Raw genomic sequence first — 17,122 nt, forward strand, 5'->3', positions numbered from 1 at the left:
CGGCTGGCGCCGCCAGCGACTCCCTCGCGCGGTGCTGCTCGGCCGCGGAGCGGCCTCGCAGGCACGCGCCGCCGCACTATTCATTTATAAACAGTTGTCGTCGATCGCCCGTGCCGTGTTCGAACCCCTACCCCTCTCTCAGCCTCTCATCGCCCCTCACACCGCGTACGCCCGGGCGGCCGCGACGAGCGCCTTCCGGTAGTCGCTCTCGGAGGGGTCGGGACCGAGCCCGAGGAAGCGCTCCTTGAACGCGTCGACGTCGACCGCGTCGGTGTCGCTGCCGGCGGCGCGCGCGAGGTCGTAGATCCGGTGGTCTCGTCCGGCGATCTCGTGGCGCTCGACGAGGGCGAGCGCGAACGCGGCGTTGACCGCGGTGATCTCCGGGTCGGCGCCGGCCGTCACGGGCGGCGAGCCGTCCCGCGAGACGGCGGGGCGGTCGGCGACAGCGGCCGCGAGGGTGGACTCCAGGAAGCCGAGGAGCTTGTCCGCGGGCGCGACGGAGAGGGTGATGTCGTCGGCGTAGATGTCCTTCATGTGGTTCGCGATCTGGTAGCAGTGCGCGAGCTTGCGGCGCTCCACCTTTTCGCCCGAGAGGCCCAGGTAGAGCGCCTCCTCCGTCGACTGGACGTGCGAGGCGTGGCCCTCCTCGTAGCGGGCCATGTGCGAGAGCTCGTGGACGGCCAGCTCGCGGGCCATCGCGCTGGTGGCGGCGCGCTTCGAGACGTTGAGGACGTGGTAGCCGTCGTAGTGGCCGGCCCACGTCCGCTCGTCGGGGTCCTCGCGCACCTTCACGTGAACCGGATCGTCGAGGGACCACTCGGTCTCGAACAGGTCGGCGGCGCCGAGGAACGGATCGGGGGGAACGTCACCCTGCACGCGGAGATCCATGCGTACCGTTCACACGACGGCGGGCGGTAAGTTTCTTGCGCCCCTCGGCGCGGACCGCCGAGCGCGGCGGTCGCCTACTCGCGCACGGCGCCCACGACGAGGTAGACGATCGGGGTGTCGAGGACGGCGATCGCGAGCTTGAGGAGGTATTGCCCGAGGCCGAGCGTGAGGAGGAGCGACGGCGCGAACGGCTCCCCGGTCCCGAGCAGGACCGGCGCGACGTAGAACGCGACGCCGACGAAGATCACGGTGTCGATCGCCTGACTCGTCGCGGTCGAGGCGATGTTGCGGAGCCACAGCAGCCCCTCGCCGGTGCGGTCGCGGATCGCGTGGAAGACGAACACGTCCCAGTTCTGGCTCACGACGTACGCGAGCAGGCTGCCGGCGACGACGCCAGTCGCCGGCGCGAGAGCGGTGTCGAACGCGGCCGAGATCTCGGGATTCACGCCGGGGGCGGCGAGCGTCGACCACACCAGCGCGAGGACGAGGAAGTTCGCGAGGAACGCGACGTTGACGACCACCTGCGCGGCGCGGCGGCCGTACAGCTCGGCGTAGCAGTCGGACGCGAGGAACGTCAGCGCGTACGCGAGCGCGGCGCCCGGCAGGGTGATCTCGGCGCCGACGACCGGGAGCGCGACCGGGAGCGGCAGCGCGAGCACCTTCGCGGCGGTGAGCTGCGCGGTCGCTAGGGCGACGACGAACAGGGTGATCAGCCCGACCGCGGCCACCGCGGAGCGGTCGAGCGGGTCGGCCGCGAAGGGGCCGCCGCTCCGGGCCTCTCCCCGCGTCCGGCTACTCATCGCTCGCCTCGTCGCCGTGGTCGGCGTCGCCCCCGTCGATGTTGCCCCCGTCGACGCCGCCGGTGTCGAGCCGGCCGTGCCGCGCGTCGATCTCGTCGAGGCGGTCGAGCGTCTTGCGGATCGACGCCCGGACCGCGTCGCTGCGGTTCACGAACTTCCCGTCGTCGCCGACGTGCTCGTCGAGGTCGTCGAGCAGTTCGCCGGGGATCTCGACGCTGATCTTGGGCACGGGTCACTCACCCTCCGGGGACGCCATCGTCCGATCGGCCGTCTCCGGCCGCTGGAATACTCTCATGATACTATCACGGGATTATCGTCGGGGTGATTAAAGCGCACCGTTCCGGACGCAGTACCGTCGCGTCGCGGGATGCGACGCCGTCGCGTCGCCCGATCGCGGGACGCCCCGTCGGCGCGCCGCGATCGAACGCCTTTCATAGGCCCGATGGTCGATATTCGCCGACTATGGTCCAACGAGAATCGTGGGCGACGCGGGCGGGGTTCATCCTCGCGGCGGCGGGCAGCGCCGTGGGACTCGGAAACGTCTGGCGATTCCCCTTCCTCACCGCCGAGTCAGGGGGCGCGGCGTTCCTCGTCGCGTACCTCCTGCTCGTCGTCGGGGTGGGGTTACCGCTCGTGCTGGCGGAGTTCGTGATCGGGCGGCGGTCGAACCGCAACGTGATCGGGGCGTTCGAGGCGCTCGGCCGCTCGAACTGGCGGTTCATCGGCGGCCTCGGCGCGCTCGCCGGCTTCGTCATCCTGTCGTACTACAGCGTGGTCGGCGGCTGGGTGATCCAGTACATCATCGCGAGCGTCACGGGCGCGTACACCAGCGACCCCGCGGCGTACTTCGAGTCGGTGTCGGTCGGAGCGAACGCGATCGCCTTCGACGCGCTGTTCATGGCGTTCGTCGCCGGCATCGTCGTCCTCGGCGTCCGCAACGGCCTCGAACGCGCGGCGAAGTTCATGATCCCGAGCGTCGTCGTCCTGCTCGTCCTCCTCGCCGGCTACGGCGCGACGCTGGAGGGCGCGGCCGAGGGGTACGCCTTCTACCTCTCGCCGGACGTCTCGACGCTGTTCGGCGACGCGCTCGCGCTGCTGCCCGACGCGGCCGGACAGGCCTTCTTCACCCTCTCGCTCGGGATGGGCGTGATGGTCACGTACGCCTCCTACCTCGGCGAGGACCGCAGTCTGCTCAACGACGGTCTGATCATCCTCGTCGTCGACACCTCCATCGCGCTCTTAGCCGGCCTCGCCATCTTCCCGTTCCTGTTCTCGCAGGGCGTCGATCCGGGGACGGGCGGCCCGGGAACGGTGTTCGTGGCGCTCGGGACCGCGTTCGCGGAGTTCCCGGCCGGTCGGGCCGTCGGCACGGTGTTCTACGTCGCGCTGTTCATGGCCGCGGTCACGAGCGCGTTCAGCATCCTCGAAGTGATCGTCGCCTACGTCACCGAGACGTTCGACGTCGACCGGAAGCCCGCGACCGCCGGTGTCGCGGTCGCGATCTTCCTCCTGGGGATCCCGACGGCGATCGACCTGCGCTACCTCACCGCGTACGACGTGCTCGCCAACCAGGTGCTGCTCATCGGCGGCGGACTCCTGCTCGCGGTCTTCGTCGGCTGGGCGTACGCCGCCGAGGGGACCGAGGAGCTCCGGACGGGGATGCGCGGCGGCGACGCGCTCGGCGCGGTCTGGATCTGGCTGCTCCGAGTCCCGATCGTCCTGATACTGTTGTACGTCCTCTACTTCGGCGTGCTGGCGACCGTCGACGCGATGGGGGCGGCGCTGTGAGCGCTCGGACGCGACGGCGGTGCGGACGCGACTGACGGACGGGACGCGCGGGCGGAGTCGGCGTGCGGTACCGAAGACTGCGCGCGGTACCGAAGACTGCCCTCCTCGCTCCCGACTGGGGAAAAAGCCCCACGGTGTCGGGGGCTCGGGCTTATCGAACTCGCGTCGCAACGATCGGACGCCGATGGACGAGACGACCATCGGCGACGGTTGAGCGGTACTCGTCACCGACGGTGTGTCCCGCTCCCTGTGGGACGCGCCCGTTACCCCCACGCCGCCCGTGAGCGACCCACCGCGGCGCGTCCCGCGGTCCTGACATCCGTGGGGTGCGCCCCGGGTCTCGACGACCCCGCTCTTCGTACTCCCGCTCGGTACCGACCGGTCCGCGCTCGACGAACCGGACCCGATCGCGACGCGTCGACGTCCCTCCGCTCGGACGGGTCCGTCGTCGTCGTCCGAGGCGTGCCACCGCCACCCACGCGAACGCCGTAGCGAAGCGGTTAAGGGCGAACCGCGGGAAATACGGCCAACTCGCTGGTGCGGACACAGCGGGCACTCGCCGCCGGGCGCCCGTCGACGCCGACGCGAACGTCGCCGTCGACGCGGTTGACACCCCGGGACGAGACGACATGTGGCCGCCTCGCGGCTGAATCGCAACCGTCCGCGGACAACATATGGCACGAAGCTTCTACTCGCACATCAAGGAGGCGTGGCGGTCCCCCAAGGAGGGGAAACTGGCGGAGCTGCAGTGGCAGCGCAAACAGGAGTGGCGCGACCAGGGCGCCATCGAGCGCATCGAGCGCCCCACTCGGCTGGACAAGGCCCGCGAGCTGGGCTACAAGGCCAAGCAGGGCGTCATCGTCGCCCGCGTGAGCGTCCGGAAAGGCGGCTCGCGCAAGCAGCGCTTCACGGCGGGTCGCCGCTCGAAGCGCCAGGGCGTCAACCGCCTCTCGCGCCGCAAGTCGATCCAGCGCATCGCCGAGGAGCGCGCCTCGCGGAAGTACCGCAACCTCCGCGTGCTCAACTCCTACTGGGTCGGCGAGGACGGCTCGCAGAAGTGGCACGAGGTCATCCTCGTGGACCCCGCCCACCCCGCGATCGAGAACGACGACGACCTCGGCTGGATCACCTCCGACGACCACCGCGGGCGCGCCTTCCGCGGGCTCACCTCCGCCGGCACGAAGGGCCGCGGCCAGCGCAAACGCGGCAAGGGCACGGAGAAGACCCGGCCGAGCGTCACCGGAAACGACCGCCAAGGCAAATAACGGTTCGCCGCCTGCGGTCGCAATCGACTTCTCTCGTTTATCAGTTGCGTAGCGGCGACGTCGAGCAGAGCTCTCGTGTCTCGAATCTCTCTGCTTCAGAACGTCCTCTTCTGAAACGGCGGGTCACCCAACGGGCATCCTGATCGATAGGGGGAGTGAGTGTTGCAGATCGGCGGTGGCGGTTCGGTATTTAAATAGCCGTGAGCGACGGCGACGATCACTTATAAATAGACGTGGCGGTGGCGCGCCCCGGCGAGCGGCCCGAAGGGCCGCGAGCCGACGGTGCGAGGGACGCGGTGAGCGCTCACAGAGCGCGAACCGCGAGGCTGGGGAGGCGTGAGGCTGCCGTGCGGTTGCGGTGGGTGGGACTCAAAGGGGCAGCCGCGCTCGGCGAACCCCAGCGACGAAAGGACCGCAAGGAGGGAGCGTTAGCGACCGACTGAGGACCGCAGCGAGCTGTGGGAGCCGAGCGCGGCTGGGGCTTTGAGGGTCTTCTCCGCAGCAGCGTCGATCAGGTATAAACCACCAACAGCAACACCACGTTCCGACTTATAAACGATCTCTCTCACAACGTACTATACCCACTCTCGCTGTTACTCACCGCTATTCCTGCATTGATTGTGACCGAAGTAGCGGTTTCGACTACGACGGGTTTCAGCAGTATAAAAAGGCAAAACCGGGGGAACGCAAGCGTGTGTGTTCGGGTGACGATGCGCGGTCGGAGCAGGTATGGGGGAGCTGTGACCTACCGAATCGTCACATCGCACCGCCCATGCCGCCCATGCCGCCCATGCCGCCGCCGGGCGCGCCGCCCTCGTCGTCGTCGCTGGCGGTCGACAGGTCGCCCGCGGAGATGATGTCGTCGATTTTCAGGACGAGGTTCGCGGCCTCGGCGGCCGAGGAGATCGCCTGCTCCTTCGCCTGCGCCGTCTCCACGACGCCGGCCTCGGCGGTGTCCTCGACCTCGCCAGAGAAGACGTTCAGCCCGGCGTGCGCGTCGCCCGCCTCGTGGGCCGCGCGCAGGTCGACGAGCAGGTCGATGGCGTCGAGCCCGGCGTTCTCGGCGAGCACGCGGGGAATCAGCTCCAGCGAGTCGGCGAACGCCTCGACGGCGAGCTGCTCGCGGCCGGAGACGGAGTCGGCGTAGTCGCGGAGCCGGCGGGCGAGCTCGACCTCGATGGCGCCGCCGCCAGGGAGCGTGCGGCCGTCGGAGACGGTCGTCGCGACGACGTCGATGGCGTCCTCGATGCCGCGTTCGAGCTCGTCGACGACGTGGTCGGTGGTGCCGTACAGCAGGAGGGTGACGCCGTGGGCGTCCTCGCCCTCGACGTAGAACAAGCCCTCCTCCTCGTCGCGCTCGATCGAGCCGACCGCGAGGTCCTCGGCGGTGAGCGAGTCGAGGTCGGTGACGATCGGCGCGCCGAGCACGTTCTTCAGGAAGCTCAGGTCGGACTTCTTCGTCCGGCGGACCGCGAGGATGCCCTCCTTCGCGAGGTAGTGCTGGGCGAGGTCGTCGATCCCCTTCTGACAGAAGACGACGTCGGCGCCCGACTCGACGATCTTGTCGACCTTCTCCCGGAGCTGCTCTTCCTCCTGGTCGAGGAACTTCTGGAGCTGGTCCGGGGAGTCGACGTTGACGGAGGTGTCGACGTCGGCCTCCTCAACCTCGATCGGGTCGTTGAGGAGGAGGACGTCGGCCGACTCGAAGTCGGTCGGCATGTCGTCGTGGACGGGGTCCTTGTCGATCACTGCACCCGAGAGGAGCTCCGACTCGCCGGCCGCGCGGCCGGTGCGGGTCTCGATGTTGAGGTTCGCGAGGTCGACGACGTGCGAGCCGTCGTCGGCCTCGACGGTGACGCCCTGGATGGCGCGGACGACGAGGTCGGCGAGGGTCTCCTTGTCGAGCTCGGCGCCCTTGCCGGTCATCGACGTCTCGGCGACGTTCTTCAGCGTCTCCGTGTCGTCGGGCTCGACGCGCGTGGCGACCTCGTCGACCTGCTCGCGGGCGTACTCGCTCGCGAGGTTGAAGCCCTTGATCACCGCCGTCGGGTGGATGTCCTGTTCGAGGAGGTCCTCGGCGTTCTTGAGGAGCTCGCCCGCGATCGCGACCGCGCTCGTCGTGCCGTCGCCGGCCTCGTCCTCCTGGGTCTCGGCGACCTCGACGATCATCTCGGCGGTCGGGTTGTCGATGTCCATCGTCTGCAGGATGGTGACGCCGTCGTTCGTGATGGTGACGTCGCCCGTCGAGTCGACGAGCATCTTGTCCATCCCTTTCGGTCCGAGCGTCGAGCGTACGGACTCGGCGACGCCGCGCGCCGCGGAGATGTTGTACTCCTGTGCGTCCTTGTCCTGGACGCGCTGGGCGTCGTCGCCCATGATGATCATCGGCTGACCCTGCTGCATTCGCTGACTCATACAGCGTTTGATTGATTGTGATTCTATATAAATCCGTCGTTGAGGAGCGATCGGTCGTCGCCGCGATCGACGGTGTATCGTTCCCGAAAAACGCCCGACTACGCGGCGATTAGTTCGATTTTGTGCGAGTAGTTAGCATGGCACTTCACGGCGATTCCGTCGCCTCTGCGGCATTATTTATATACTACGTCGACGCGTCGGAAGGCGGACGCGCGGGAAGAGCGTCGCTCTCGGCGCGTGAGACGGCTGGCGGGTCGCTCGCGGCGAGTAACTATATTCGCAAAATCGAAGACGGCGTTCGGTCGCGAGCGTTCACCGACCGAGCTCGTCCCCGTCGAGATACTCCGAGTCGACCTCGTCGAGCGTCGGCTCCGGCGGCTCGTCGGCGGCGCTGAGCTCGCGTTCGTTGAGCCGGCTCTCCAGCTGCCGGCGCTTGTCTCTCCCTTTCCGCTCGCGACCCGATTTCGTGTCTGGCATCGTCACCCGTGTCAACTCTACCCATGCATATGAGTCTTATGTCGGCCTCTGAGAACGTCGACTATACTGATGGAGACCACATCTTGCGACGCGGGTCGTACGGGTAGAAAACGCCGGGAGGAGGATTCAAACCGAAATCAGACGTGTTCGCTCGCATCGTTCGCTACGCGCGACTGGTTGGGTTCAAATCCTCGTCCGGGTTCGTCGACGCCGGACTCGCTCCTCGCTCCGCTCCTCGCTCGTGATCGGCGTCGACAAAGAACGCCAGGAGAGGGATTTGAACCCCCGATCCCGGAAGGGAACACGCTTTCCAGGCGTGCGCCTTACCACTCGGCCATCCTGGCTCACGCCGAGATAATCCGGTGCGACTGTTAAGTCCTTCTTTTCACGCGCTTCGCACGCAGACGGTGTTCGGTCGCGTAGGCGATTCCGCCGGACGCGACGGCGACGGCCGCGGCGAGACCGACCACGCCGCCGTACCCGACCGGGAGGTCGCCCGCGACGATCAGGAACCCCTGCGCGAGCACGACGAACCCGAACCCGCCGACGAGCCCCCACAGGGCCGCCGACTTCGCCCTGGCGCGCTTCGCCGGCCGCGCGGCGGGGGCGTCCGAGCGACCTCCCGCCTCGCGTTCGTCGCCCTCGCTCCCGCCCTCGTCGCCCTCGGCGGTCATCTACTCGACGGCGGCGACCGCCTCGATCTCGATCCCGACGCCCTTCGGGAGCGCGCCCGCCTGTACCGCCGACCGCGCCGGCGGCGACTCGTCGAAGTAGTCCGCGTACGTCGCGTTCATCTCGTCGAAGTCGTCGATGTCGGCGAGGAAGACGGTCGTCTTCAACACGTCCGCCGGCGCCGCGCCCGCCTCGTCGAGCACGGCGACGAGGTTGTCGAGGGCCCGCTCCGTCTGTTCCGCGATCGGCGCGTCGCCGAGGAGCTCGCCGTCGGGCGTCAGCGGGATCTGCCCGGCCGTGAAGACGAGCTCGCCGTTCGTCGTCGCCTGGCTGTACGCCCCGACCGCCTCGGGCGCCGCGTCGGTGTGAACGATCTCCTTCATGTACCCCCTCGTTCGGCGGGCCGCCCTAAGAGTGCCGGGGACCCGAGCGAACCCCCCCCTCCGACCGCCGTTGGGCATATATTCCTCGCCTGCTAACACACACCATATGACGGGTGGCAACCTCCTTCCGGTCGCCGCGGTGTTCGTCGGGGTGCTCGCCGCCAACGTCGTGCTCGCGTGGCTCCTCGCGAGGCGGAACTGGGACCCGCCCGAAGCGCTCGGCTCCCCGGGTGACTCGTCGCCGTCGGAGTCGATTCTGGAGGAGGACTCCGACTCCGACGGCGCCGCGGCCGCCGGGCCGGAGTTCGCCGTGGGCGCCGACGCCGGCTCGACGGCGAGCGGGACCGACCCGGACGGGGACCCGCCGCCGCTCGACGCCGACGGCGAGACCGTCGTCTGCCGGCACTGCGGGGCCGAGAACCGGCCGGACTTCCGCTACTGTCGGTGGTGCGTCCGGTCGGGGTTCGCGGGCGACGGCTCGGGCGCCGCCGGGGGGTCGGCGGTGACCGAGCGCTCGCTGTGAGCGCGGCCGGTCGGTCCGAGCCGAGTCGGCGTCGGCACGGACCCGACCGGCGCTAGTCCGCGTCCACGCGACAGCCGCCGGAGTAGTCGATCCCGTCGATCGTCTCGATGCCGTCGTCGCCGCACACCGGACAGTCCGGATTCCGGCGGTAGGGCACCGTCTCGAAGCTCAGGTCCATCGCGTCGTAGAAGAGGAGCCGGCCGTCGAGCGTCTCGCCCGCGTCGAGCAGGAGTTTGATCGCCTCGGTCGCCTGGATACACCCGACCGTGCCGGGGAGCACGCCGAGCACGCCGGTCGCCGCGCAGTCGGGGACCGTCCCGGGCTCGGGCGCCTCGGGGAACAGACACCGGTAGCAGGGGCCGTCGGGGACGAGCGTCGTCGCCTGCCCCTCGAACTTGTAGATCGCGCCGTGGACGACGGGCACCCCCTCGATCCGGGCCGCGTCGTTGACGACGTACCGCGTCCGGAAGTTGTCCGCGCAGTCGACGACGACGTCGTGCCCGGCGAGCAGGTCGCGCACGTTCCCCTCGTCGAGGCGCGTCTCGTGCGTCTCCACGTCGATGTCGGGGTTGAGCCGGTCGACGTACCTGGCCGCGGACTCGACCTTCGGCTCGCCCACGTCGGCGTCGCCGTGGACCACTTGCCGCTGGAGGTTCGAGCGCTCGACGACGTCGTCGTCGACGATCCCGAGCGTCCCCACGCCGGCGGCCGCGAGGTACTGGATGACGGGCGCGCCGAGCCCGCCCGCTCCAATGACGAGAGCGCGGCCGTCGAGGAGGCGTCGCTGTCCCTCCGGGCCGACCTCGTCCATGATGACGTGCCTGGAGTACCGGTCGAGCTGGTCGGCGTCGAGCGAGAGACTCATGGGTCGACGTGGGCGGGGCGACGGTATAATCGTGTTCCCGAGCGCACTCCATCGTTGCTGGTGTGGCGCCGACTGCGGTGAACACCGCCAGAGCCCCAGCCGCTCGGCGATACACGGTTGATCCCGGTTCGGTAGTGAACACCGCCAAAGCCCCAGTCGTCGAGGACGGCGCACGCTCGTTGCGCGCTTCGGTCGCTCGCGTTGCTCGCTCCCTCCAGTGCTTACGTCGCCTGCGCCGTCCTCGACGACTGCCCCTTTGAGTCCCACCCATCCGCGACCGCACCGCAGCCTCACGCCTCCCCAGCCTCGTCGCTGGCGGCTGTCGCCGCCAGCGACTCCCTCGCGCGTGCACCTCGCGCCCTGCGGGCGCTCGGCGGCACGCGCCGACCGCGAGTGCGACCGTGTCAGCGTCGACATCGACTACTCGTCGCTCGGGTACGTCGGGAGCCGAGCGGACTGCGCGCTGCCCTTGACCGACGCGAAGGGGAGGTCGGCGCGAGCCGCCGCGACCTCGTCGCCGTCGACGCGCACGGTCACGGGGTCGAGGGCGGCGTCGTACCGGACCAGCGCCAGCGCGATCGGGTCGCCCGAGGCGGGCCCGACCGCCGCGCGAGTCACCTCGCCGACGGCCTCGTCGCCGGCGAAGACCGCCGCGCCGGGGGTCGGCAGGACCTCGTCGTACCCCTCCGGGTCGGCGTCGCCGTCAATCTCGGCGGTCGCGTCCGCGAGCCCGTCGAGCGTCAGCCCGACGAGGCGGCGGCTCGGACGGCCCTGGTTCTCGACGCGGGAGACGACCTCCTGGCCGACGTAACACCCCTTCTCGAAGTCGAGGGCGTTGCGGAGGCCGAGGACGTTCGGCACCGTTCCCTCCAGCTCGTACTCGAAGAGCGGCGTGCCCGCCTCGGCGGAGAGCGCGTCCCACGTCCGGTAGCCGAACGGGGCCGCGTTGAGCCCGCGGTTGATCAGCGTGTCGAACACCTCCTCGGCGTGGTCGGCCGCGCAGACGACCTCGTATCCCTCCTCGCCGAGGGGCGCGTCGGTCGCGATCACGGTGACGCCGGCGTCGACCATCGAGCCGCGGACGAACGAGAGGGGCGTTTCCGGGGCGCCCGGCCCGCCGAGCACGGAGGCGATCTTCTCGGTCGACTTCGGGCCGTGGACGCCGAACACGCCGAACTCGTCGGAGGCGTCCTCGACCGTCACGTCCTGGATGAACACCTTGCTCGACCAGTCCTCGGCGACGTCGGCGATGCGCTCTGGCGGGAGGAAGACGAGCAGGCGCTCGTCGGCGTTGTACACGTACATGTCCGTCTCGATGCCGCCCTGCGGGTCGAGCAGGAGCGCGTACGCGCCCCGTCCGTCCTCGGCCGGAACGCGGTTGGAGACGGCGTTGTCGACGAACTCGACGCGGTCGTCGCCCGTGATCGCGAGGACGCCGTACCCCATCTCGATGACGCCGACGACGTTGCGGACCGCCTTCCCGACGCGCTCTGGCTTCCCGTAGTGGTCGACCACCCGACGGCCGCCGCGGTCGCGGTACGTCGCGCCGTGGGCGCCGTGCGTGCCGGAGACGAGAGTCATACCCCAAACGAGGCCGGGGAGCGGCAAAAGGTCGCTGGCTCGCGGCGGTGGCGCCACCGGGGCGTGGTCGCGGGAGGGTTCGACGCCGCCGCGGACGGTCGAGCTACAGCCCGAGCCGGTCGCGGATCGCGTCGACGAGTCCACCGGGCGGGTCGTCGTCCGGCGCGTCGGGGTCGGGGATCACGCGGTCGTGCGCGTAGACGCGGACGCGCTCCTCGCTCTCGACGGTGATGAGCGAGTCCTCCTTGAGCGACGACAGCGCCTCCTCGACGGCGTCGATGTCGGCGTCGACGGCCGCACGCAGCTCCAACACCGTCATCCCCTCGTCGCCGCGGTCGACGAGCGCGTCCAGCAGCGCGACCTCGACGTCGGGGCGGTCGCGGTATTCCGGCTTTGCGGCCATGGGCGTTCGTTGGACAGGACGGGGTTTACCTCTACCGGCGGGGTCACCTGACCAGCCGGGAACAGGAGCCGCAGAGGTTCTCCTCTTTCACGTCGACCTCGCGGACGGTCGGGGAGAAGGACATGACGCACTTGCTGTTGTCGCAGTGCTCCAGCCCGAGCGTGTGGCCGATCTCGTGGACCACCTCCTTGCGGACCCGGTCCGAGAACACGTCGACCGCGGGCTTCGTGGAGACGCCGCCGTCGGAGGAGGTGCGGAGCCGGTGGGTGGAGATCACGGAGCCGTTGCCGTTGAGGTACGCGAGCCCGAACACGTAGTTCCGGCGGCGGTAGTAGAGGTCCTGCGGGGTGATTCCGATGTTCTTCTCGCCGCCGCCGACGCGGCTGACGGTCTCGATCAGGTCCTCGGCGCGGTACTGGTCGCGACCCTCGTCGTAGGCGGTCTCGGGGATCGGCTGATCGTCGTGGACCGTGACGTCGCAGTCGTATACCGACCGGAGCGCGCCGGAGGCCTCCCGCTTCACGCGCGGGGTGACCTCCCCGACGGGGACGATGTCCACGAGCATGAAACGGCTTATGACCGCCCCAATCTTAAAGCCCGCGCCGTGGTCTCACCGCCCCGTCTGGCGCTCGTCGAGGAGTTCGCCCGCCGCGATCGGCTGCTGGAGGTCGGCGTCGGCGACCGTCCCGGCGTCGCGCGATCGCTCGCCGAACGCGGCCGCGACGTCGTCGCGATCGACGTCGCCGTCGGCGAGCGGACGCGGGCCGCCGCCGACGGGACGGAGGCGGCGACGGTCGACGGTTCGCTTCGCGTCGTCGAGGCCGACGTGCTCGCCCTCGCGGAGGCGGCGGGCGGCGAGACCGGAACCGAACCTGACGAGGTGACGGGCGGGTTCGACGCGGTGTACGCCTGTAACCTCCCGGCGGAACTCCAGCGCCCGACGCTCACGCTCGCCGAGCGCCTGGACGCCGCGTGCCTGTTCACCACCCTCGGCTTCGAGGAGCCGACCGTGCCGGTCCGGCGGCGGTCGCTCTCCGGAGCCACGCTCTACGTCGCCCGCGGCGGTCCGGCGGGGTCCGGATCCTCGGGCGTCGATCGCGGACGGTGACGGGCTTCCGGCCGAATCGACCGCGAACCCGAACGTTCTTTCCCTCACCTGCCGGCGTACGGGTATGGAGGTCGACGCAGTCGTTCTCGACATCGACGGCGTCCTCGTCGACGTCGGCGACTCGTACCGGCGGGCCGTAATCGAGTCCGTCGACAGGGTGTGCGGCAAGACGATCGACCGCGACACGGTCCAGGCGTTCAAGGACGCCGGCGGGTTCAACAACGACTGGGAGCTGACGGACGCGGCCGCGCTGTACGTGTTGGCCCGCCGCGAGGGGCTCGGGATGGACCCGGAGACGTTCACCGACCGGGTCGCCGAGGCCGGGGGCGGGCTCGCCGCGGCGAAGGCGGTCGTCGGCGACCTCCCCCGGGTCGCGCAGGCGCGCGTCCGCGACCAGTGGGACACCGAGCGCCTCCGCGAGACGTTCCAGGCGCTGTACCTCGGGGAGGAGCTGTACCGCGAGCTCGAGGGCGGGGAGCCGCCGCTGTCGGCGCCGGGGTACATCCACGACGAGCCGACGCTCGTCGAGCCGGCGACGATCGCGGACCTCACCGAGCGGTTCGACGTCGGCGTGTTGACGGGGCGGCCCGCTGCCGAGGCCGAGATCGCCTTGGAGCGCGTCGGCCTCGACGTCCCCGACGACCGCCGGTTCACGATGGACGACTGGGAGGAGGGGAAGCCGCACCCGCGGGCGCTTGTCGCCCTCGCGGAGCGGTTCGGCGCCGAGCGCGTCGCCTTCGCCGGCGACACCCTCGACGACGTGCGGACCGCGCGCAACGCCGACGACGAGGACGCGAGCCGCGTCTACTACGGGATCGCCGTGTTGACGGGCGGGCTGACCGGCGAGGAGGGGCGCCGGAAGTTCGCCGAGAACGGGGCCGACGCGGTCGTCGATGACGTGAACGAGCTGGTCGGGTTGCTGGAATAGAAGATGGGCCTTGCCGGATTCGAACCGGCGATCAACTCGTTATGAGCGAGTCGCTTTAACCGGACTAAGCTAAAGGCCCGTGTTCCGGCGTTAGCGGGACGAACCCTTTAGCGTACCGAATCCCCTCGATCGCGGGAAGCCGTACCGGTACGAACAGGGAGCTACGCAGAGCGAGAAACGATGAGGCGCCGAAGCCAGGACTCGAACCTGGGACCGCCTCGTTAACAGCGAGGCGCTCTACCAACTGAGCTACTTCGGCCCGATTCAAGATACTCGACTGGTTTTGATAGGGCTTTCGTTTCCGCCCGACTCGGCCGCGACGAACCACGTGGGCGCGTCGAGTCGCCGGCGGCCGTTTTTCCGACCGCCCCGCTGCCCCCGCGACCGACACGTTTTCGGTCGGACCGCGAGAGGGACGGACATGGACGATCCCGAGTCGGACGAGCCCGAGTCCGACGACCTCGACGCGGTCCTCTCGCGCGTCCGCGACCGTGTGGTTCCGGAGCCCGAGGAGCGCGACCGGCTCCGGGAGGTCGCCGGCGACCTCGTCGAGCGCGCCCGCGAGGCGATCGCCGACCTCCCCGTCGAGGCGGACGTGGTGCAGGTGGGGTCGACGGCCCGCGGGACGTGGGTCTCCGGCGACCGCGACATCGACCTGTTCGTCCGGTTCGACGCGGACCTCGACCGCGCCGAACTGGAGGAGTACGGGCTCGCGGTCGGTCACGCCGTCCTCCCCGACGGCCACGAGGAGTACGCCGAACACCCGTACGTGAAGGGGACCTACGAGGGGTTCGACGTCGACCTCGTCCCCTGTCACGACGTGGAGACCGCGGGCGAGCTCGTCTCCGCGGTCGACCGGACCCCCTTCCACGACGCGTACCTCTCGGCGCGGCTCGACGACGAGCTCGCCGACGACGTGGTGCTCGCGAAGGCGTTCCTGAAGGGGATCGGCGCCTACGGGAGCGATCTCCGCACCGAGGGGTTCTCGGGCTACCTGACGGAGCTGCTCGTGTTAGAGCTCGGCGGGTTCGTCCCCCTCGTCGAGTCCGCGCGGAGCTGGCACCCGCCGGTGGAGTTCGACCCGGAGGGTCACGCCGAGGAGACGTTCGACGATCCGCTCGTCGTCGTCGATCCCACGGACCCGACCCGGAACGTCGCGGCGGTGCTCTCGGCCGCGAACGCCGCGCGGTTCCAGCACTACGCCCGCGAGCTGCTCGCGGCGCCGCGCGAGACGCTGTTCGAGCCCGACGACCCGCAGGCGCTCGACGCCGCGGGCGTCCGGGCCCACCTCGATCGGCGGGAGACGACCCCGGTCGCCGTCGTCTTCGACGCTCCCGACCTGGTCGACGACCAGCTGTGGCCCCAGCTCCGGCGCTCCCTCGACGGGATCGTCCGCGGGCTGAACGCGCACGGGTTCGACGTGTTGCGCGCGCAGGCGATGGTCGACGACGACCGGGCCGAACGGGGCCCGACCGGGCCGGTCCGCGCCGCGCTGTACGCCGAGCTGGAGGTCGCCGAGCGGCCGGCGGTCGAGCGCCACGAGGGCCCGCCGGTCGCGGTGCGGAAACACGCCGCGAGCTTCTACGAGTCGTACGCCGACGACGTCGACCCGGAGACGTACGGCCCGTTCATCGACGGCGAGCGGTACGTCGTCGAGCGGGAGCGGGAGTTCACGACGGTTCGGGCCTACCTCGAGAGCGACGCCGCCGGCGACGTCGCGCTCGGGGCGCAGGTGGAGCGGGCGTTCGCCGAGCGCGACGTGCTGGTCGGCGACGCCGTCGCGACGCTGGCGCCGACGTTCGGGACGACGCTCCGCGAGTTCTACGAGCCGCACCCGTGACCGGGCCGCGGAACCGCCGCCGCTCCGCGGCCCTCACGCCGAGAGGCGGTCCGACGCGAGGTAGACGAGCGCGACGAGCGCGATCAGGATCGCCCCGATCGCCGAGGTGAACGCCGCGACGCGCGGGAAGACGAGCCAGAAGGCGACGTAAAACGAGAGGGCGAACACGAGGAGCCCGGCGATCACGACGCCGCGGGTCGGGTTCTGGACCGCGGCGACGAACACCCGCTGCGGCAGCGAGAGATCGCCGAACGAGGGCGCCTCGTCGCCGAACGCTCCGGACGCGGCCTCGGACGGCGCGGCCTCCGCGGAGGCGGCGGCCGCGTCCGGATCCGCGGGGTCCGGATCGCCGGTCGCGCGCTCCGCGTCGGCCCCCCCGTCGACCCGGCTCTCGGCGTCGTCTGTCACGCGAGCCGGTACGGCCCGGAGGTGCCTGTACCTGTCGCTCCCGGCCGTCGGACTGACGGCCGGAGCGACTCACGCGACCGCGCCGACGAGCGTCGACCCGGCGAGGAACGCGACCAACGCGGCCGCCAGGTTCGCGGCGGCGAACCCGACGGCGACATCTGTTTCGCCGTCGGTCGCGGCCGACACCGCCTCGACCGCGAACGACGAGAACGTGGTGAACGCGCCGCAGGCGCCCGTCGCGACGAACAGCGTCGCCGCCGAGCCGATTGGCGCGGCGAGGACGGCGCCGAGCGCGAGGCTGCCGAGCGCGTTGACGGTCACCACAGAGCGGCGTCCCGCGACCCGGAGCCCGACGACGTGCCTGGCGACCGCGCCAAACGCTCCGCCGACGCCGACGAGCGCGGTCGCGGGGAGCGGTCCGATCACGCTCGGCCCCCGACCAGGAGTCCGCCGAGCGCGGCCGCGAATCCGACCGCGTAGCTCGCGGCGACGTACGCGGCTCCGGAGAGCCCTCCGAGCGCCACGGCGTCGCCGACGAACGTGCTGTAGGTCGTGAACGACGAGAGCGCCCCGGTACCGACGAATAGCTGTGCGCGGGTCGTCGCCGCCCGAGAGACCAACAGCCCGAGCGCGAAGGACCCGACGGCGTTGGCAGCGAGCGTGCCGGCGCCGGTCGGGTCCTCGACAGCGACGGCGACGCCGTGTCTGGCGACGGCGCCGAGGAAGCCGCCGGCTGCGACGAGCAGGTACCCGAGCGGCGTCCGTTCCATGCGAACGC

The 17,122-nt window shown here is 70.3% G+C and carries 20 protein-coding genes and 3 tRNA genes; 6 read left to right on the forward strand and 17 right to left on the reverse strand.

Features of this window, described 5'->3' with window-relative positions:
* Window positions 1–156 precede the first annotated feature (156 nt).
* The 3 genes from NO900_RS10205 to NO900_RS10215 all read right to left on the reverse strand — a co-directional run bounded on the left by NO900_RS10205 (window position 157) and on the right by NO900_RS10215 (window position 1,917).
* Window positions 157–888, reverse strand: a complete 732-nt coding sequence (locus NO900_RS10205; RefSeq protein WP_256409121.1) for a DUF5781 family protein — start codon at window positions 886–888, stop codon at window positions 157–159.
* Window positions 889–962: 74 nt separating this feature from the next.
* Window positions 963–1,688: a queuosine precursor transporter gene (locus NO900_RS10210; RefSeq protein ID WP_256409122.1), complete on the reverse strand. Its 726-nt coding sequence runs from the start codon at window positions 1,686–1,688 to the stop codon at window positions 963–965.
* Window positions 1,681–1,917, reverse strand: coding sequence for a ribbon-helix-helix domain-containing protein (locus tag NO900_RS10215; protein ID WP_256409123.1), 237 nt, complete (start codon window positions 1,915–1,917; stop codon window positions 1,681–1,683). Before NO900_RS10215 ends, NO900_RS10210 begins: the two co-directional genes overlap by 8 nt.
* Before the next feature lie 233 nt (window positions 1,918–2,150).
* On the opposite strand from NO900_RS10215, the gene NO900_RS10220 reads away from it, so the two are divergent.
* Both NO900_RS10220 and NO900_RS10225 read left to right on the forward strand, forming a co-directional pair.
* Window positions 2,151–3,476, forward strand: coding sequence for a sodium-dependent transporter (locus NO900_RS10220; protein ID WP_256409124.1), 1,326 nt, complete (start codon window positions 2,151–2,153; stop codon window positions 3,474–3,476).
* 674 nt (window positions 3,477–4,150) lie between these two features.
* On the forward strand, window positions 4,151–4,741 hold the full coding sequence (locus NO900_RS10225) for a 50S ribosomal protein L15e (RefSeq protein WP_256409125.1): 591 nt from the start codon (window positions 4,151–4,153) through the stop codon (window positions 4,739–4,741).
* Between the two features lie 756 nt (window positions 4,742–5,497).
* Here NO900_RS10225 and thsB read toward each other — a convergent pair.
* From thsB to NO900_RS10250, 5 genes are all read right to left on the reverse strand, one after another.
* Window positions 5,498–7,144 carry a thermosome subunit beta gene (gene thsB / locus NO900_RS10230; RefSeq protein WP_256409270.1) on the reverse strand — a complete coding sequence of 549 codons (1,647 nt, stop codon included), beginning with the start codon at window positions 7,142–7,144 and terminating at the stop codon, window positions 5,498–5,500.
* A 324-nt stretch (window positions 7,145–7,468) separates the two neighbouring features.
* Entirely contained in the window at window positions 7,469–7,633 is a 165-nt protein-coding gene (locus NO900_RS10235) for a hypothetical protein (protein WP_256409126.1), read from the reverse strand.
* 262 nt (window positions 7,634–7,895) lie between these two features.
* Window positions 7,896–7,977, reverse strand: a tRNA-Ser gene (locus NO900_RS10240).
* A 27-nt stretch (window positions 7,978–8,004) separates the two neighbouring features.
* On the reverse strand, window positions 8,005–8,307 hold the full coding sequence (locus NO900_RS10245) for a DUF7981 family protein (protein ID WP_256409127.1): 303 nt from the start codon (window positions 8,305–8,307) through the stop codon (window positions 8,005–8,007).
* Complete coding sequence (locus NO900_RS10250) at window positions 8,308–8,688, reverse strand: Rid family detoxifying hydrolase (protein WP_256409128.1); 381 nt, start codon at window positions 8,686–8,688, stop codon at window positions 8,308–8,310.
* A 106-nt stretch (window positions 8,689–8,794) separates the two neighbouring features.
* On the opposite strand from NO900_RS10250, the gene NO900_RS10255 reads away from it, so the two are divergent.
* Window positions 8,795–9,211, forward strand: coding sequence for a zinc ribbon domain-containing protein (locus tag NO900_RS10255; RefSeq protein ID WP_256409129.1), 417 nt, complete (start codon window positions 8,795–8,797; stop codon window positions 9,209–9,211).
* A gap of 52 nt (window positions 9,212–9,263) precedes the next feature.
* Here NO900_RS10255 and ubaA read toward each other — a convergent pair whose 3' ends face one another.
* The 4 genes from ubaA to NO900_RS10275 all read right to left on the reverse strand — a co-directional run bounded on the left by ubaA (window position 9,264) and on the right by NO900_RS10275 (window position 12,625).
* Window positions 9,264–10,076, reverse strand: a complete 813-nt coding sequence (ubaA, locus tag NO900_RS10260) for an SAMP-activating enzyme E1 (RefSeq protein WP_256409130.1) — start codon at window positions 10,074–10,076, stop codon at window positions 9,264–9,266.
* 420 nt (window positions 10,077–10,496) lie between these two features.
* A complete protein-coding gene (gene ygfZ, locus NO900_RS10265; RefSeq protein WP_256409131.1) occupies window positions 10,497–11,657 on the reverse strand; it encodes a CAF17-like 4Fe-4S cluster assembly/insertion protein YgfZ in 1,161 nt (386 codons plus the stop codon).
* 103 nt (window positions 11,658–11,760) lie between these two features.
* On the reverse strand, window positions 11,761–12,060 hold the full coding sequence (locus NO900_RS10270) for a DUF6432 family protein (protein WP_092564924.1): 300 nt from the start codon (window positions 12,058–12,060) through the stop codon (window positions 11,761–11,763).
* A 43-nt stretch (window positions 12,061–12,103) separates the two neighbouring features.
* Window positions 12,104–12,625 carry an archaemetzincin family Zn-dependent metalloprotease gene (locus tag NO900_RS10275; protein ID WP_092564926.1) on the reverse strand — a complete coding sequence of 174 codons (522 nt, stop codon included), beginning with the start codon at window positions 12,623–12,625 and terminating at the stop codon, window positions 12,104–12,106.
* Between the two features lie 39 nt (window positions 12,626–12,664).
* On the opposite strand from NO900_RS10275, the gene NO900_RS10280 reads away from it, so the two are divergent.
* The gene (locus tag NO900_RS10280) at window positions 12,665–13,168 is read left to right on the forward strand and encodes a UPF0146 family protein (RefSeq protein WP_256409132.1); all 504 of its coding nucleotides are present in this window, start codon (window positions 12,665–12,667) and stop codon (window positions 13,166–13,168) included.
* Between the two features lie 64 nt (window positions 13,169–13,232).
* Entirely contained in the window at window positions 13,233–14,096 is an 864-nt protein-coding gene (locus NO900_RS10285) for a TIGR01548 family HAD-type hydrolase (RefSeq protein ID WP_256409133.1), read from the forward strand.
* A gap of 4 nt (window positions 14,097–14,100) precedes the next feature.
* Here the strand turns inward: NO900_RS10285 and NO900_RS10290 are convergent.
* Window positions 14,101–14,175, reverse strand: a tRNA-Ile gene (locus tag NO900_RS10290).
* A 107-nt stretch (window positions 14,176–14,282) separates the two neighbouring features.
* Window positions 14,283–14,355 (reverse strand) — tRNA-Asn (locus NO900_RS10295).
* A 162-nt stretch (window positions 14,356–14,517) separates the two neighbouring features.
* On the opposite strand from NO900_RS10295, the gene cca reads away from it, so the two are divergent.
* A complete protein-coding gene (gene cca / locus NO900_RS10300; protein ID WP_256409134.1) occupies window positions 14,518–15,936 on the forward strand; it encodes a CCA tRNA nucleotidyltransferase in 1,419 nt (472 codons plus the stop codon).
* A gap of 33 nt (window positions 15,937–15,969) precedes the next feature.
* On the opposite strand, the gene NO900_RS17555 is transcribed toward cca, so the two are convergent.
* From NO900_RS17555 to NO900_RS10315, 3 genes are all read right to left on the reverse strand, one after another.
* Window positions 15,970–16,344, reverse strand: a complete 375-nt coding sequence (locus tag NO900_RS17555; RefSeq protein WP_256409135.1) for a hypothetical protein — start codon at window positions 16,342–16,344, stop codon at window positions 15,970–15,972.
* Window positions 16,345–16,413: 69 nt separating this feature from the next.
* A complete protein-coding gene (locus NO900_RS10310; RefSeq protein ID WP_256409136.1) occupies window positions 16,414–16,770 on the reverse strand; it encodes a fluoride efflux transporter FluC in 357 nt (118 codons plus the stop codon).
* The gene (locus NO900_RS10315) at window positions 16,767–17,114 is read right to left on the reverse strand and encodes a CrcB family protein (protein WP_256409137.1); all 348 of its coding nucleotides are present in this window, start codon (window positions 17,112–17,114) and stop codon (window positions 16,767–16,769) included. Before NO900_RS10315 ends, NO900_RS10310 begins: the two co-directional genes overlap by 4 nt.
* Between the last annotated feature and the right edge of the window lie 8 nt (window positions 17,115–17,122).

This window comes from Halorubrum rutilum (assembly GCF_024494565.1).

Coding starts and splice junctions, on each gene's coding strand:
- NO900_RS10205 (WP_256409121.1), bottom strand. CDS start 888: ATGGATCTCCGCGTGCAGGGTGACGTTCCCCCCGATCCGTTCCTCGGC.
- NO900_RS10210 (WP_256409122.1), bottom strand. CDS start 1,688: ATGAGTAGCCGGACGCGGGGAGAGGCCCGGAGCGGCGGCCCCTTCGCG.
- NO900_RS10220 (WP_256409124.1), top strand. CDS start 2,151: ATGGTCCAACGAGAATCGTGGGCGACGCGGGCGGGGTTCATCCTCGCG.
- NO900_RS10225 (WP_256409125.1), top strand. CDS start 4,151: ATGGCACGAAGCTTCTACTCGCACATCAAGGAGGCGTGGCGGTCCCCC.
- thsB (WP_256409270.1), bottom strand. CDS start 7,144: ATGCAGCAGGGTCAGCCGATGATCATCATGGGCGACGACGCCCAGCGC.
- NO900_RS10235 (WP_256409126.1), bottom strand. CDS start 7,633: ATGCCAGACACGAAATCGGGTCGCGAGCGGAAAGGGAGAGACAAGCGC.
- NO900_RS10245 (WP_256409127.1), bottom strand. CDS start 8,307: ATGACCGCCGAGGGCGACGAGGGCGGGAGCGAGGGCGACGAACGCGAG.
- NO900_RS10250 (WP_256409128.1), bottom strand. CDS start 8,688: ATGAAGGAGATCGTTCACACCGACGCGGCGCCCGAGGCGGTCGGGGCG.
- NO900_RS10255 (WP_256409129.1), top strand. CDS start 8,795: ATGACGGGTGGCAACCTCCTTCCGGTCGCCGCGGTGTTCGTCGGGGTG.
- ubaA (WP_256409130.1), bottom strand. CDS start 10,076: ATGAGTCTCTCGCTCGACGCCGACCAGCTCGACCGGTACTCCAGGCAC.
- ygfZ (WP_256409131.1), bottom strand. CDS start 11,657: ATGACTCTCGTCTCCGGCACGCACGGCGCCCACGGCGCGACGTACCGC.
- NO900_RS10270 (WP_092564924.1), bottom strand. CDS start 12,060: ATGGCCGCAAAGCCGGAATACCGCGACCGCCCCGACGTCGAGGTCGCG.
- NO900_RS10275 (WP_092564926.1), bottom strand. CDS start 12,625: ATGCTCGTGGACATCGTCCCCGTCGGGGAGGTCACCCCGCGCGTGAAG.
- NO900_RS10285 (WP_256409133.1), top strand. CDS start 13,233: ATGGAGGTCGACGCAGTCGTTCTCGACATCGACGGCGTCCTCGTCGAC.
- cca (WP_256409134.1), top strand. CDS start 14,518: ATGGACGATCCCGAGTCGGACGAGCCCGAGTCCGACGACCTCGACGCG.
- NO900_RS10315 (WP_256409137.1), bottom strand. CDS start 17,114: ATGGAACGGACGCCGCTCGGGTACCTGCTCGTCGCAGCCGGCGGCTTC.